Here is a 15,433-nt window from a genome sequence, read left to right as displayed (position 1 = left end):
ATAATGAAAGAAATTAAAAAAAAGATCTTATTGAGCATTTTACTGCTGGGAGTTATAACTTTAAGCAGCGCACAGGAACTGATTTTAAAAGGTTCGGTTGCCAATTTAAATACTAATATTGAAATTATAGAATTAAAACAGGGATCACCTAAAACCATTAAAAGTATACCAGTTGCAGACGGTACATTCTACGAAAAAATTCAGGTTGCTTCCGAACCGAAAAAATATAGGCTAAAAATTCAGGATTTATACCTAACCTTATATCTTGAGCCTGGAACTCTTACCGTAAGCGGAGATGCCAATGATAATGAGTCACTCAAATTTTCAGGTATAAAAACCATTGATGAAATCTCAGCCCATAAAGAACAATTAAATGCTGAGCAGAAAATAATTGAAGATAAGATGGGGGATCAATATGGCCTCAGCGAATCTGCCGCTCTGCGTGTCAGGTTTAATAGAGGATGGATTGCAGCGCATCCCGACAGCTACTATTGCTTTGACCTGATCGGGGAACTATACAACAATTATGACGAGGTGAAAAATGATTATGAACTCCTTGCTTTAAAATTAAAAAAATCTCCACAAGGCATTGCCCTGAAAGAAAAATTGGAGACTATGAAAAAAGCGGCCAAAGGAATGACATTTTTAAATTTTGCTCTTAAAGATGTAGATGGAAAAGAGGTCAGCATAGAATCCTATAAAGGAAAATACGTACTTATTGATATCTGGGCAAGCTGGTGTAAACCTTGCCGGGCGGAAAATCCCAATGTACTGGCTGCATATAACAAATTTAAGGATAAAAACTTCACCGTGCTTAGTGTCTCAATTGATGACAGTACTGAAAAATGGAAAACAGCCATTACACAGGATGCCTTGCCATGGACTCAGGTAAGAGACAGGGACGATAAAAAAAGTAAAATAATGGATTATTATGACATTCGTGCCATACCTGCAACGTTTTTAATTGATAAAGAAGGAAGAATCCTGGCACAGAACCTTCGCGGCGGCGCATTAGAGGAAAAACTTACAGAAGTGCTGCAGTAAGGACCAGACCCTGCAAAAAAATTTTTTCTTGATTTTTTTTAATACTATATTTATAGCCATACTGCCCGACAGTATGGCTAATTTGATTAAATATGCAGCTAAACGATAAATTAATACTGGAAAAATTAAAAAATGGAGAGGACAGTCGAAGCGCATTTAAAGAACTCTTTGAGTTATACTATGTTCCTTTAGCTTCATATTCATTAAAATTCTGCAATTCCTATATTGCAGCTGAAGATATTGTCCAGGAAGTTTTTATCAAATTCTGGGACCAACAGCTGTATTTTAAATGCCCGGAAACAGCAGGCCCCTATCTTTTCAGAGCAGTAAAAAACAATTCACTGAAATTAATCCAGCGTCATAAGACTATCTATTTTGAAAGTGTTGAAAACCAAATTAATTTAGTTTACGATGAGGACTTTATAGATGAACAGTCAGTGGAAGCAAAAAAAATAAAGCTGTATCAGGAAATAGAATTACTGCCGGCAAAAGGTCAGGAAGTCTTTAAAGCTATAGCTTTTCATAACAAGACATACAATGAGGTGGCAATAGAGCTAAACATTTCTATAAACACTGTAAAAACACATTATAGCAGATCCTTAAAACAATTACGTACAGCACTATATCTGTTAATATTGTTTTTATTTATAAAATAAGTCACCCATTTCACCTATTAACGATTATTAATATAAAAGACCTATGTTAACTAAGGAAGAAAATATACTGCCCCTGATTACTGCTTATCTCAATAAGGAGCTTTCGCACGAAGAACAAACAGCTCTTGAGGAAATGCTCAGAGAGGAAGAATATGAAAAGATTTTTCTTGAACATGTTGGTACTTACCGAAACTACAGGCAGCTTCATTTTGCAGACACTGTCAATGTTGAGGATGCATGGGGAAAAACTTCATCACAGCTCAACTGGCCCCTACAGAGAGAAGAAAAAACGATTACTTCATACCGTTTTTCTTTTAACCGCACTTTAAAATATGCCGCCATCTTAATTGTTATTATGACCGGAGCCTATTTTTTACAACCCTATTTCACTGAAGATCAAACTTTAGAAAATGCAGTAAAAGATGAAAATGCAGTGATCATCACCCTTGCAGACGGCAGAAAAAAAATTATTAACACTGGTGCTGACGATGTTTTAAAAAATTCTAAGGGCCTCACAATAGGACGCCAGCATGGAAATTCTCTTGCATACGGTGAAAACCTTAATTCTCAAACCATTCAATTCAATACCATCAGTGTACCTTATGGTAAAAAATTTACGCTCTATCTTTCAGATGGAACAAGAGTAGATCTAAATGCGGGCTCTACGTTAAAATACCCTGAAGAATTCATCAAAACAGCTCAAAATCGAGAGGTCTATTTTTCAGGCGAAGCATACTTTGAAGTTTCCAAGGATGATGCGCATCCTTTCCTTGTTCACTCTAACACAATGGAAGTCAAAGTACTGGGCACTCATTTTAACTTCCGATCCTATACAGAAGAAAAATCAGCAGCAGTAGCTCTACTGGAAGGTGCCGTAGAAGTGAAATCAAAAACCGGCAGCACTATTAAGTTAAAGCCTGATGAAATGGGAATACTAAATGAAGACGACAATGGGCTTATTAAGCAAGAAGTATATGCTGAGAATTATGCTGCATGGGTAGAGGGACGATTAATATTTCGTAAAGTTCCCCTTGATTTAATATTGAAAGCTTTGGAAAGACATTTTAATGTTGAAATAGAAAATCGAAGTAAAATACTCAAGAAAAGTCTGCTGAATGCTAACTTCGGAAATGACAATCTTGAGCAGGTGATGATTTATCTTCAGGATGACTTTGGTTTAAAATATAAAGTTAAGAACAAAAAAATAATACTTTATTGAAAATAAATTTTCATCCGTCGAAAATCAATCTAAGAAAGGAAAACTGCAGAAATATAACTAATAATTAAGTTTAGGATTAAAGTTATTTCAAATACCTTAAATTTTTTGCTTGTCTTATTGTGTAGACAAAAAACAAGCTCATGTTTTCTATCAGCTCTACAGCATTTTTATTCACTGGGTTAAAGCACTTATTAAAAACCAAAAAATCATGATATTAATGCATCAAGCATAAATACAAATTGAGTCAAGATCAAATTAAAAGAAAACGTAATCCAGAAAAAAGTATAAAAATCTCTCCCTGAGCAGTACTTTTTATTTAATGGATAGAGACCCAAATCAAAAGATAAAATCCGGTAAAAAACAGAACTATACTCTGGGAAAATGTATCTCCAATAACCTTTCGCGGTTTGCTACTTTTTACCATCCATTTGCAGGCAGGGAAGGGAAAAAATCTATGTTGAATTTGAATGTAAATTTAAAATCTGGAATGTAGAACAAAACACTCATTTAAGAAAATAAACCTCTTACTTACATCTTGCTATAGCACTAGGTTCTCTGAACTTTAAAAGCTTATCTGTAATCACAATTGCAGTAATGAAATCAACAACAAAGTATTCCTTATCAAAAAAATTGAATTATAAAAAAGCAAATTTATTTTTTTTGCTTCTTTTATTCTAAATCAAGTCACCCATTTCAAAGAATAAGGGTTATTAGTTAAAGAGAGATTGAAATTATAATAACTCAGTAAGTTAATATGAAGGATTATCTCAATAGTAAGTTCCATCAGGCTCAGAAAGGGCACCACTATAAACAGCTAACCAATAATACCATATGAAATTTAAAATTTTACTTTTAATCGGGTTGTTTTGTTTTAATTATATCTTAAGCCAAACAATTCCCTCAGTGGCTTTAAACAACGTCCGCACATTTGAAGTAACTGCATGTAAACCTTCAAAAAACACAATAATAGCTGCCTGGATGGAGAAAAGGCCCAACAGAACTGATAATGATGAATCAGCTGCCAATACCTCGGTAGCATATAAATTCTCAAATGACAACGGTAATCATTGGAATGAGAAAGCCCTAATTGATATACCCGACACATTTGGAACTGGAAACCCCTATCTCACAACTACTGCGGATGGCAAGGCATATCTGGCTGTTATGCACATTGGCAATAATTTTTATGAGGGCAATATTTCCGTGTATGAATTTAATTTCGATAAAAAGATATTTGAACTCAAATCAGTTCCTTTTAAAAGTGACAGCATGCTGCTTGATAAACCAGCAATCGCAGCTTTTGGAAACGAAATCCATTTAGTTTATACAGCATATCCAAAAGCAAATAAAAATTCCTTAAAATATCAAATGTCTCTCGATAAAGGTAAATCCTGGAGCGAGCCCGTTACAATCCAAATAGGTGATAATGTAAGTCACCTGGGAGCATCGATTGCCCTGTTGAAAAATAATCAGGTAATCATCTCATGCGGTACCTATAGCGGAAATGACAATATTTATTTAATAAAAAAGAAAGTCTCTTTGGACAGTATCGCTTTTGAGAAGCCTGTCATTATAAAGAAAGGCCCAGATAACCGCAACGCAGTGATGTCCGAATTATCCAGCTCTAATGATCATTTGGTGGTTAGCTGCCAAAGTCCCCATCAGCCTGACAAAGTCTTTATTTCTTACAGTACAGATCAGGGCAACCATTGGAGCGATACTTCTTCGATAACACAAAAAGGTAATTTACTATCAGCACACTTTGATCAGCAAGGTGATATGCATATCCTTTATTCAGACTTTAATGATAATCAGTTTTCTGTTTTGTATAAGTCATTTGACCAAAATAATAGCGTCGTGAACCAAAAAACTATTTGTGAACCCGCAGATTTTAAGCAACAGGAATACATCGGTGCTTTCCAAAAACTGCTAATACAAGATTCACAATATTATTGTTTCTGGATCGATTACACAAATAACTCTGAATTGAGGTTTACAAAATGGAAAAACTAACTATTTAGTATTAAAAAAAGCTCTTCCTGGATAAAATAAACTACTGTCACCCCCCATTTAAACAATACTTAAATTCATGATTACCATATAGATAAATAAAAACTAAACAGCAGATCAATGCAAAAAGCATTGACAAATGTCAATGCTTTTTTTTATCATTCATCATCGTTTTCAGTACTCACTAAAATGGAATTTTGACTCACATCTAAATCAGTATAATCACAAGATTAATTCTTAGCAATTATTTTAAAATAATGCTCTTATCATTTGTTTCTCTTCCGTGCAATGTGCCGCTAAAAAAGGATTTTTTTTTATTAATATAATATAGCTATGTCAGTAAATTCCAGTTTTGACCAAAACAAGCATATTTTTGATTTATCAAAAGGAAGTGAACTAGCCTTTACGATTTTATATGATAAATATAAAAATGTGGTATATTCCACTGCTTTAAAGATTACCAAATCAACAATTTTGGCAGAAGAAGTAGTCCAGGATGTTTTTTTGAAGATCTGGCAAAAAAAAGAAAATCTTATAGATATAGAAAACTTTGAAAATTATCTTTTTATATCTGGACGAAATCATATTTTTAACATGATCAAAAAGATAGCCCGGGAAACTGCTTTACGTAACAAAATCGGTTATGATGATTTTTCATATACCACTGCAGATACTTCTTTAGAGGATGAACAATATAATAGAATTTTAAATCAAATAATTGAGCAGCTCCCCCCTCAACAACAAAAGGTGTTTAGAATGGCCAGGATTGAGGGTTATACACATCAGGAAATCGCTGAGCAGCTGCAAATTTCTACTTTTACAATTAAAAGACATATGAATGAAGCTTTGAAATTTATTAAATTTCAGCTTTCTCGTCATATAGACCTCATCCTTTTAATATACTTTACTTGCTTATCCAAAACTACATTCAACTAATTGTTTTTCAATAATTTAACTTTAAGTTAAAAATAATTTTGCATTTTTTTAACTTTAGACTGGTACCTGTCCAGTTTTAAATTGTCTTTATATAAAAAGGAACTTATCATTAAAGAGTTTCTGTGGTTTTAACAACTATTGTAATTTATATATAGAGATGCAAAAAAAGGTATTTGAAAAATTATTTGAAGGTTACCTGCAAAATACACTTTCACAATTAGAAACCGATGAGTTAATGAAAGCCATGAACGATGGTCTTTATGATGATTTCGTTAAAGAACAAATTGATATTTCATTACGGGACGAGGAAATTGCTTTTGAAATGGATCAACAACAGGGAGATTCTATTCTCAAAGGTATTTTATCTAAACCTGTAAATACACCTACCCTTGTTCCATTTATTAAAAAGAAAAAAAGAAGTACACGTTTTATATTGGCAGCAGCAAGTGTTACAGCAATTTTATTAATGGCATCTGTCTTCTTTTTTAAATCAAATCATTCTCTTCCTGATGCTTCAGTACAAAAAAACATCAAGCAGGATTTTACTATGGCTTTTAGTGGAAAACAATTGATTCATCTCCCAGATGGAAGTACCGTTTTACTAAACAATAAAAGTAGCCTAACATACAATCAGGATTCTTTTAATAAGAAAACCAGAGAAGTAATACTGACTGGAGAGGCTTATTTTGATATAAAAAGAAACGAAGAAAAAACCTTTATTGTACATACCGGGAAAGTAGAAACTAAAGTTTTAGGTACCGCTTTTAATATCGATGCACGAAATTCTTCGCAAAACATTGAAGTTACCGTTACAAGAGGTAAAGTTCAGGTTGGGAATGCACAAAAAATATACGGTATAATTACTCCTAATGAGCAAATTAAGGTTAACAAAAAGACTTTAGATTTTGAGCAGAAAAAGATAAGTGCCGACCTGGTAACGCAATGGAAAAGTAATTATCTGATCCTTGATGATATTAATATAAAAGAAGCTGCGTCTTTAATCTCTAAAAAGTATAATGTGCAGATTTTATTATCAAATGAAAAAATTAATAACTGCAGGATAACAGCCAGTTTCTTAAACGATGAGGATCTGGAACATGTTTTAAAAGTAGTCTGCAGTGTTATTGAAACAGAATACCGCTATACTGCAAAAGGATCAATTCTTTTGGAAGGAAAGGGCTGTGAATAAGAGAAATAAACTGAATAAATAACTTAAAAAAAGTATTGCCTATAGAATTAAACAAGTACTGTTATATCCAAAAAAAAACCATCCGGCTCCGACACCAGATGGCAACTATTTTTAATAATTAAAATCGAACTAACCATTAAAAACATGCAAATTTATGAAATTACGCTGTAAAACAACCATGTTTGACAGGGAAAAGAAATCATCTTTTTTCAATCTGTCAAAAAAAACCATTATGATTATGCGAATCAGTTTATTCCACATTTTCTTACTTACCTGCGGTACACCTATGGTATTTGCCAACGAGATGAGTGGCCAGAATTTAGAATCCATATCCATTGATATTGAACTTCGTAATCAGGATATTAAAACTTTATTTAAAACCATTGAAAATAAAACGGGATTACTGTTCGCTTACCAGCCCCAGATCATAAAAGATTTTCCAAAAATAACGACACCTAAAGGTTCACGCAGTGTAAGTGATATTTTAAATACCGTATTTCAGGGTACTAATCTGGTCTACAAACAAGTGGACAAAAATGTAGTCATTTACAAAAAAGAAAAGACTGCTGACCAAACAGAAACAAATTTTTCTAAAAAAGGGAAATCCGATGATGCAGATTATATGCTTACGGGAAAAATTCTTGATGAAAACGGCCTGCCCTTACCTGGAGTAACTGTTTCATTAGTGGGCAGTAACAAACAAGGCATCACTGATTTTGACGGACAATTTTATATTGAGCTTCCCTCAGGAAAACATACCCTTAAAATATCTTACTTAGGATATAAAACACAAGAAATCACGGTTGAAAACCAAACTTCGATTACCATTAAGATGCAGTCCGATTTCGCGAAACTAGATGAAATCGTTGTGATTGGTTACGGTACAACAACCAAAAGGACTACCACAGGATCTGTAGTTAAAATTACATCTGAAGATATTGAAAAACAACCCGTAACTAATATTTTGCAAACCCTTCAGGGAAGAACTCCGGGGGTTTTTGTTACACAGACTTCTGGTTATGCCGGATCTGATATGAACATCAATATTCGTGGAACAAATTTCATACAGAGGCCTGGCTCAACACTTAATAAAAATCTTCCGTTGTATATCATTGATGGGGTCCCTTTTATTTCCAATGATATAAAGGAACAAGCACAAATTAATGAGCTTCAACCTAATATTATTAGAGGAGCTCAAAAGTCAACAAGCCCTTTAAATATTATTAATCCAAATGACATTGCAAGTATAGAAATTCTTAAAGATGCTGATGCTACTGCTATCTATGGATCACGAGGTGCAAATGGAGTAGTCCTTATTACTACAAAAAAAGGAAAATCGGGCAAAACAGAGTTTACTATAAACACCAATTCAGGAATATCAGAAGTGGGGCATAGAGTAAAAACACTCAATACGCCTCAATATTTAAATATGTTGCAAACAGCATTAACAAATGCCGGTGGCACACCTACTAACTATAGCAATGGGATTGCTTTGCTGGAATGGGATCAGAATGCTCAAACCAACTGGCAGGATAAACTCATTGGAGGTTCTGCTAATTTTAATGATTATTCAGCGAGTTTAAAAGGAGGAAATGACAATACCAATTTTCTTTTAAGCGCCTCTTATCATAAAGAAACTACTGTTTTGCCAGGAGATTTTGGTTATAATAAATTCTCTACTAACTTCAATATTAATCACACTACATTAAACAACAAACTAAAAATAGGTGCCTCAGTATTATTTGCTACTGATAAAAATAAATTGCCTTTTTATGATATAACAAATTATGCTATAAATACTGCACCTAACCGTCCTATTTATAATGCAGATGGAACCTATTACTGGAATGGAGAAGATTTTGGTGACATGAATCCCTTGGCTGCTTTAGACAGGAGAGTAGAAGATAAAGGAAATAATTTATTAACAAGTCTTAGCTTAGATTATCAAATCTTAAAAGGATTTTCGTTTAAAACAGATTTGGGTTATGGAAGAGGCCAAGCAATATCTAAACAAATTTTACCGGCTTCAGGAATGAATTATGTGTTTTACGAAAATAATAATATAGATCTTAATTTTTCAAGACAGTATACCGTTTCAACGAACATTACAGATAATTTTACTATTGATCCACAATTAAATTATTCGACTCCTTTGTGGAAAGGGAATCTTAGTGCCTTAGTTGGTGGTTCATGGCAAACTAGAAAATCCGAAATGCCTTCTTATGTTAGTACTTCAGGCTACAGCGCAGATAACCTAATTGGCATTACTGGCTCGGCAAAAAATGTTACTTCTTCTAATGCAAGTACGGAATACAAGTATATTTCAATTTTTAGCAGGCTAAATTATAATATTTTAAATAAATATATTGTTAATGTTAATTTTAGAAGAGATGGTTCTTCTCGTTTTGGCCCTAATAAACGTTATGGTAATTTTGGTTCTTTAGGTGCTGCCTGGGTTTTCTCTGAAGAAAGTTTATTGAAAGATAGCTCATGGTTGAGTTTTGGTAAGCTTCGTTCTAGTTACGGAGAAGTTGGTAACGACGCTATTGGAGATTATGGATATGCTGAAACATTTACTACAGGTACCTACGGAGATGGAAATGCTTCAATGGCTGCTGCCAGAATTGCAAATCCGAATTACCAATGGGAGGTAACTAAAAAATTTGAAGCGGCATTGGATCTTGGTTTTTTTAATGATCGTCTTTCTTTTACAGCGGCTTTCTATAGAAATGTTTCAGGAAACCAACTGGTTGATGCACCGCTTAGTTCACAAACTGGATTTGAGACCTTTCAGGCAAATTTTCCTGCAAAAGTTGAAAACAAAGGATGGGAATTTACTCTAGCAACAACAAATATAAAAACAAAAAACTTCAATTGGTCTACCTCTTTTAATTTCTCGACCAACTCTAATAAATTACTATCATTCCCAGGGATAGAAAACACAGCTTATTATTCAAGGTATTTGATAGGAAAACCTTTAGCCAGTATCTATTTGTATCACTTTACTGGTGTTAATGAAAAGGGCGAGGCTCAAGTTGAAGATGTAAATGGAGATGGATTTATTAGAAGTAATTTTGCCGCTAATGGGAATGGAGACAGACAATATTACGGAAATTCTTATCCTAAATATTATGGGGGAATATCAAACACTATTAGTTATAAATCATTTTCCCTTGATTTTTTATTCCAATTTGTGAAGCAAAATGGAAGAAGTTTTATGACATCAGTGGCTGTACAGCCGGGATATGTATACGGACTGGCAAATTATCAAGTTGATGAATACAATGATTATTTAGCGCAGGGAAACATCTTAAGTTCTTCCTATCAAAATAGTTTCTTCGATTATATAGGATCAAATGCTTCTATGGTTGACGCTTCTTACATCAAATTAAAGAATGTAAGTGCATCGTATACTGTTCCATTGAGTGAAAAGATGCAGAGAGCCATAAAGAACTTACGACTTACAATTCAAGGGCAAAACTTAGTAACCTTTACCAAATATAAAGGATTTGATCCAGAAACCCCAGGATTGGCATTGCCTCCTTTGCGTACAATAACATTTGGAACTCAGTTTACATTTTAAATCTAGAAACATGAAAAATAAATCTAAAAAATATACTTATATCTTTTCGTTTTTTCTTTTAATAGGACTAACGAGTTGTGATGATATGCTTGAAGCTGAATTGCCAATTAATCAATTGCCTTCATCAGTTATCTTCACTTCAGAACCTACTGCAGAAGCGGCAGTAAATGGAATTTATAGTAGTATGGTAACTGGTACTTATTACAGTTCTATACATTACATTCCCGGACTAACATCAGATGAACTGATTCCTAGTAATCCAACTGTTAACAACACCATTTATGTGACCAATGAGATTTTGGAAACTGATGGTTCTATTGGTTCTATGTGGACTGAGTTTTACAAAACTATTTATAATGCCAATATGGCAATAAGAGGTATAAGTCAAAGTAACACTCTTAGTCCTACAAAATCAGCTGCCTGGATTGCAGAGGCTAAGTTTTTGAGGGCCTTTTCTTATTTTTACTTAACTAATATCTGGGGGGATGTCCCTCTAATGTTAACTACAGATGTTGATCAAACAGCCCTGGCTCCTCGTACAAATCAAACGGAAGTTTACAATCAAATTATTCTTGATTTGACAGATGCAGCAAAAGACCTTCCTGCTGACTATGATAATTATGATCAGGAAAGAATTAGAGCAACAAAGTGGGCAGCCGAAGCCTTATTGGCAAGGGTTAATCTTTATTTAGGAAGATATAATGAAGCATCAACTTTTGCCAGTTCAGTAATAAATGAGACTGGAACTTTCAAGATGGTTACAGGGTTAACAGCTAATAATAGCCCCTTCATTGCAAATAATACAGAGTCAATATTACAAATTCCTTATTCTAATATGGTCTTTGCTTATGAAGGAGCTGCTTTATTTACTTCAGCAGGAAGTTATCTGTTAAGAAAAGGAAATGCCCTTTTTGAAACAGGTGATGATAGAAAAACCAAGTGGACAATCGATATTAGAAATAGAGCTGGCGTATTTTTAGGAATTGCACCCAATAAATATAAAAATAACTTTAGTGATTCTCCTTCAGAACGCTCAACAGTACTTAGATTAGCAGAATTATATCTGATAAGAGCCGAAGCCAGAGTGAGATTAAATGATTTTACTGGCGCTCAGGAGGATATTAATGTAATACGAAATAGAGCTTTATTGCCATCTACTACACTAACTGATCCAACACAATTGTTAGCCTTAATTTCTTTGGAAAGAGAACGTGAACTTTTTGCAGAATTCGGTCACAGATGGTTTGATCTTAAAAGAAGCGGAATGATTGATCAGGTACAAAGTGCTACAGCTGGCAAAATATGGAGCCCAACGGATAGCCTATATCCAATTCCAGAAAATGCAAGACGCTCTAATCCATTTTTAACCCAAAACACAGGTTATTAATATTAATCAAACTCATATTTAAATTAAAAAAAGAACAAGGATGTTGTTATACAAAACATCCTTGTTTCTTATAAAATTACTATGGAAACAACAATTGTAAGAGTTGAGAACTTGTCACATCAATACAGTAAGGATTGGGCAATACAAAATATCAGTTTTGAGATTAAAAAAAACAGGATTTTAGGTCTTTTAGGATCTAATGGTGCCGGAAAATCAACTACAATGAATATTCTTTGCGGGGTTTTAAACCAGACTCATGGAAATATATTTATTGATGGAATCAACCTCAAGGAAAATCCTGTGGAAGCTAAAAAACTTATTGGATTTTTACCTCAAACTCCGCCATTACATCTGGATTTAACGGTGAACGAATATTTAATTCACTGCGCAGAGCTACGTCATGTAAAAAAAGAAGATTTAAAAATTGCGGTTGAAAGAACAAAGGAACAATGCGGAATCTCCCACTTCAGCAATCGTTTAATTCGCAATTTATCCGGAGGATACAGACAACGTGTTGGTATTGCTCAGGCAATTATTCACGAACCAAAACTGGTAGTTTTAGATGAGCCTACAAACGGATTGGATCCCAATCAAATTTTAGAAGTCAGAAATTTAATCAAGAAAATCGCTAAAGATAAAGCCGTAATATTTTCTTCGCACATTCTGTCTGAAGTTCAGGCAACTTGCCAGGACATCAGAATGATTGAGAACGGACACATGGTTTTCTCCGATACGCTGGATGCTTTCAACAATTATATAGAAGCTGATAAATTGACTGCAAGTTTTGAAAATCCGCCGGAAATTGCTGCATTGACAGCCATTGCTGAAGTTTCTCATGCCGTATACCTTTCCCCTAAAAAAGTACAAATTACTTTTAATGGTACACAGGAAGTTGCTGAAAAAATTGTAGCCCTTAGTGTTACTAATAACTGGAAATTACGCGAGATTCAATTCGAAAAAGTATCATTGGATGAAATTTTCGCTCAGTTATCTAAAAAAGCGCCTTCTAAAAATTCTACTCTATCTTAAAAATAAACAAATGAAAACAATATACAGAATAGCTAAAACTGAACTCAACACGATGTTTTATTCGCCGGTTGCTTGGGTAGTTTTAGTCATATTTTCAATCCAGTCCAGCTGGAAATTCTTTGACACTATTGAACGATTTGAAAGAGCACAAAAAATTGGAGAAAATATCGATGATTTGTCAAAAATCATTTTTTCAGGGTTTAGCGGATTGTACACTGAACTTCAAAATTATTTGTATTTGTACGTACCACTTTTGACAATGGGATTGATAAGCCGTGAAATCAACAGCGGATCGATCAAACTTTTACTTTCTTCCCCAATAAAAATTAAAGATATCGTACTGGGAAAGTATTTAGCTATTGCAGCTTATTGTTCCTTATTTATTGCAGTATTAGGCCTGCAGGTCGTTATTGCTTATTTCTCTATTGACCATTTTGATTTAAAATTTGCCATATCGGGACTTATCGGATTGTATCTACTGGTTTGTACCTATGCTGCAATTGGACTTTTCATGTCTTGTCTGACTTCTTATCAGGTCGTTGCAGCCATTAGCACCCTGGTGGTATTGGCAGGTTTAAATTTCATCGGAAAACTATGGCAGGATGTTGAGTATGTAAAAGACATTACCTATTTCCTATCCATAGCAGGTCGTGCCAATGAAATGCTTGAAGGTCTTATTATCAGTAAAGATGTATTTTATTTTATTCTGGTTAGCAGCCTTTTTATTGGACTGAGTATTTACAAACTACAAACAGGCAGAGATGCCCAGACTGCTTCCAAACGAGTTTTAAAATATACTGCCTTGGTAAGTATTATTTTAGCAGCCGGATATATCAGTTCGCGTGCACCCCTTACATTGTTTCATGATATGAGCCGCACCAAAAGCCGCACACTTACGCCAAACAGCTTAAACATAGTTGAGAAAATGGATGGGCCAATTAAGATTACCACTTATGTAAACTTACTGGATATCAACTATTTTACATTTCTGCCTGCTTACCGAAATTATGATATGGCCAGTTTTGAGACCTATACCCGCTTTTTACCTCAAATAGAAATGGAGTATGTGTATTATTATGATACTTCAAACAACGAAGCTTTATATGCACAAAATCCGGGACTAAACGACAAGCAGCTTGCGGAAAAGATGATCGAGACACAAAAGATTAAAATCGATAAGTTATATACTCCTCAAGAGATAAAGAAAATTATTGATTTAAAACCGGAACAAAACCGAGTGGTTCGAACAATAGAATACAACGGAAAGAAAACATATTTAAGAATGTTTGATGATATGTTTAAAGCGCCAAGCGAAAAAGAAATTTCAGCAGCCTTAAAACGTCTAATTGTGCAGGCTCCTAAAATTATTTTCGCAACAGGAAATATGGAACGCAGTATTGAGAAAAAAGGAGATCGAAACTACAAAATAGGATTTAATGAAATATCATTTCGATATTCTCTAATCAATCAGGGATTTGATGTTGCAGCAGTAGATATTAATGCGCAGAATATTCCTGAACAAACAACCGTTTTAATAATTGCCGATCCAAAAACACAATTAAGCCAGGGAGCTGTTGACCGTATTACCAAATATATTGACCAGGGAAAAAATTTAATTCTTCTGGCAGAACCGGAAACCAATTCGGCACTAGCTGCAATCACAGATAAATTAGGTGTAAGTTATACCAAACAAGCTCTGGTTCAGGAAAGTGAAACTAATGCTCCTAATTATTTAGTAACTGATTTTGCAAAAAATATTGATCCGAAAAATTTTAAACTAAGTCAAAATATAAATAGTAATCCAATTCCATTTTTAGGAAGCAGTGGAATCAAAATCACTAAAGATGCAGGATTTAAAGTTACGCCGCTTTTAAAAACGAATAATCAGCCTGCATGGGAATCTCAATCGGGCATTACTTCAATTTCAAACGAACTAAAAAAGCAACCTTCTTTAACAGCTGTTCCTTTAGTTGTGGCCTTAACGAGAAATATTAACGGAAAAACCCAAAAAATAATTGTTGCCGGAGATGCTGATTTTATGGGCAATGCCGAATTAAGCCGAGGGGGCTCAGGAACATTTCAATTTTTCACTGATATTTTCAGTTGGTTCAGCAATTACGAATTCCCAATTGATACCACACGACCGAAAAATACGGATAATAAAATCACTACAAACGCGAATCAGATTTTTATCAATCAAATTCTCTTCATCGGTCTATTTCCTTTGTTGATTATTTTAATTGCTGCTTTTATACTAATAAGAAGAAACAGAAGATAAAAATCCCCCTTTGTTGTCGTTGAAAAGGATATTCGATCTGTTTTTGCCCCAATCAAAAAACACCCGAATTGATTTTTTAACGACAACCATTGGATAAAAAAA

At 34.1% G+C, this 15,433-nt stretch carries 10 protein-coding genes; all 10 read left to right on the top strand.

Translation table 11 applies throughout. The features are described from left to right. Nucleotides 1-3 precede the first annotated feature (3 nt). The gene (locus tag FLV_RS02185) at nt 4-1,044 is read left to right on the top strand and encodes a TlpA disulfide reductase family protein (RefSeq protein WP_243230419.1); all 1,041 of its coding nucleotides are present in this window, start codon (nt 4-6) and stop codon (nt 1,042-1,044) included. A 92-nt stretch (nt 1,045-1,136) separates the two neighbouring features. Continuing rightward, complete coding sequence (locus FLV_RS02180) at nt 1,137-1,700, top strand: RNA polymerase sigma factor (protein ID WP_243230418.1); 564 nt, start codon at nt 1,137-1,139, stop codon at nt 1,698-1,700. A gap of 43 nt (nt 1,701-1,743) precedes the next feature. Further along, nucleotides 1,744-2,919 carry a FecR family protein gene (locus FLV_RS02175; RefSeq protein ID WP_243230417.1) on the top strand — a complete coding sequence of 392 codons (1,176 nt, stop codon included), beginning with the start codon at nt 1,744-1,746 and terminating at the stop codon, nt 2,917-2,919. Nucleotides 2,920-3,822: 903 nt separating this feature from the next. Beyond that, a complete protein-coding gene (locus FLV_RS02170; protein WP_243230416.1) occupies nt 3,823-4,932 on the top strand; it encodes an exo-alpha-sialidase in 1,110 nt (369 codons plus the stop codon). A 330-nt stretch (nt 4,933-5,262) separates the two neighbouring features. After that, nucleotides 5,263-5,865 carry an RNA polymerase sigma factor gene (locus tag FLV_RS02165; protein WP_243230415.1) on the top strand — a complete coding sequence of 201 codons (603 nt, stop codon included), beginning with the start codon at nt 5,263-5,265 and terminating at the stop codon, nt 5,863-5,865. A gap of 157 nt (nt 5,866-6,022) precedes the next feature. Then, nucleotides 6,023-7,054 carry a FecR family protein gene (locus FLV_RS02160; protein WP_243230414.1) on the top strand — a complete coding sequence of 344 codons (1,032 nt, stop codon included), beginning with the start codon at nt 6,023-6,025 and terminating at the stop codon, nt 7,052-7,054. Between the two features lie 154 nt (nt 7,055-7,208). Next, nucleotides 7,209-10,637 carry a TonB-dependent receptor gene (locus FLV_RS02155; RefSeq protein ID WP_243230413.1) on the top strand — a complete coding sequence of 1,143 codons (3,429 nt, stop codon included), beginning with the start codon at nt 7,209-7,211 and terminating at the stop codon, nt 10,635-10,637. A gap of 10 nt (nt 10,638-10,647) precedes the next feature. Next, nucleotides 10,648-12,024, top strand: a complete 1,377-nt coding sequence (locus FLV_RS02150) for a RagB/SusD family nutrient uptake outer membrane protein (RefSeq protein ID WP_243230410.1) — start codon at nt 10,648-10,650, stop codon at nt 12,022-12,024. A gap of 81 nt (nt 12,025-12,105) precedes the next feature. Further along, entirely contained in the window at nt 12,106-13,053 is a 948-nt protein-coding gene (locus FLV_RS02145) for an ABC transporter ATP-binding protein (RefSeq protein ID WP_243230408.1), read from the top strand. A 10-nt stretch (nt 13,054-13,063) separates the two neighbouring features. Beyond that, nucleotides 13,064-15,331 (top strand): Gldg family protein, encoded by a 2,268-nt coding sequence (locus FLV_RS02140; RefSeq protein WP_243230407.1) that lies wholly within the window; start codon nt 13,064-13,066, stop codon nt 15,329-15,331. Nucleotides 15,332-15,433 lie beyond the last annotated feature (102 nt).

This window comes from Flavobacterium pectinovorum (genome assembly GCF_022802975.1).
GTDB lineage: Bacteria > Bacteroidota > Bacteroidia > Flavobacteriales > Flavobacteriaceae > Flavobacterium > Flavobacterium pectinovorum_B.
This window is presented reverse-complemented; position numbering and strand designations above follow the sequence as displayed.

What these genes read in the sequence shown, in the direction of transcription:
- FLV_RS02185 (WP_243230419.1), top strand. Translation starts at nt 4, where the DNA reads ATGAAAGAAATTAAAAAAAAGATCTTATTGAGCATTTTACTGCTGGGA.
- FLV_RS02150 (WP_243230410.1), top strand. Translation starts at nt 10,648, where the DNA reads ATGAAAAATAAATCTAAAAAATATACTTATATCTTTTCGTTTTTTCTT.
- FLV_RS02145 (WP_243230408.1), top strand. Translation starts at nt 12,106, where the DNA reads ATGGAAACAACAATTGTAAGAGTTGAGAACTTGTCACATCAATACAGT.
- FLV_RS02165 (WP_243230415.1), top strand. Translation starts at nt 5,263, where the DNA reads ATGTCAGTAAATTCCAGTTTTGACCAAAACAAGCATATTTTTGATTTA.
- FLV_RS02140 (WP_243230407.1), top strand. Translation starts at nt 13,064, where the DNA reads ATGAAAACAATATACAGAATAGCTAAAACTGAACTCAACACGATGTTT.
- FLV_RS02180 (WP_243230418.1), top strand. Translation starts at nt 1,137, where the DNA reads ATGCAGCTAAACGATAAATTAATACTGGAAAAATTAAAAAATGGAGAG.
- FLV_RS02160 (WP_243230414.1), top strand. Translation starts at nt 6,023, where the DNA reads ATGCAAAAAAAGGTATTTGAAAAATTATTTGAAGGTTACCTGCAAAAT.
- FLV_RS02155 (WP_243230413.1), top strand. Translation starts at nt 7,209, where the DNA reads ATGAAATTACGCTGTAAAACAACCATGTTTGACAGGGAAAAGAAATCA.
- FLV_RS02175 (WP_243230417.1), top strand. Translation starts at nt 1,744, where the DNA reads ATGTTAACTAAGGAAGAAAATATACTGCCCCTGATTACTGCTTATCTC.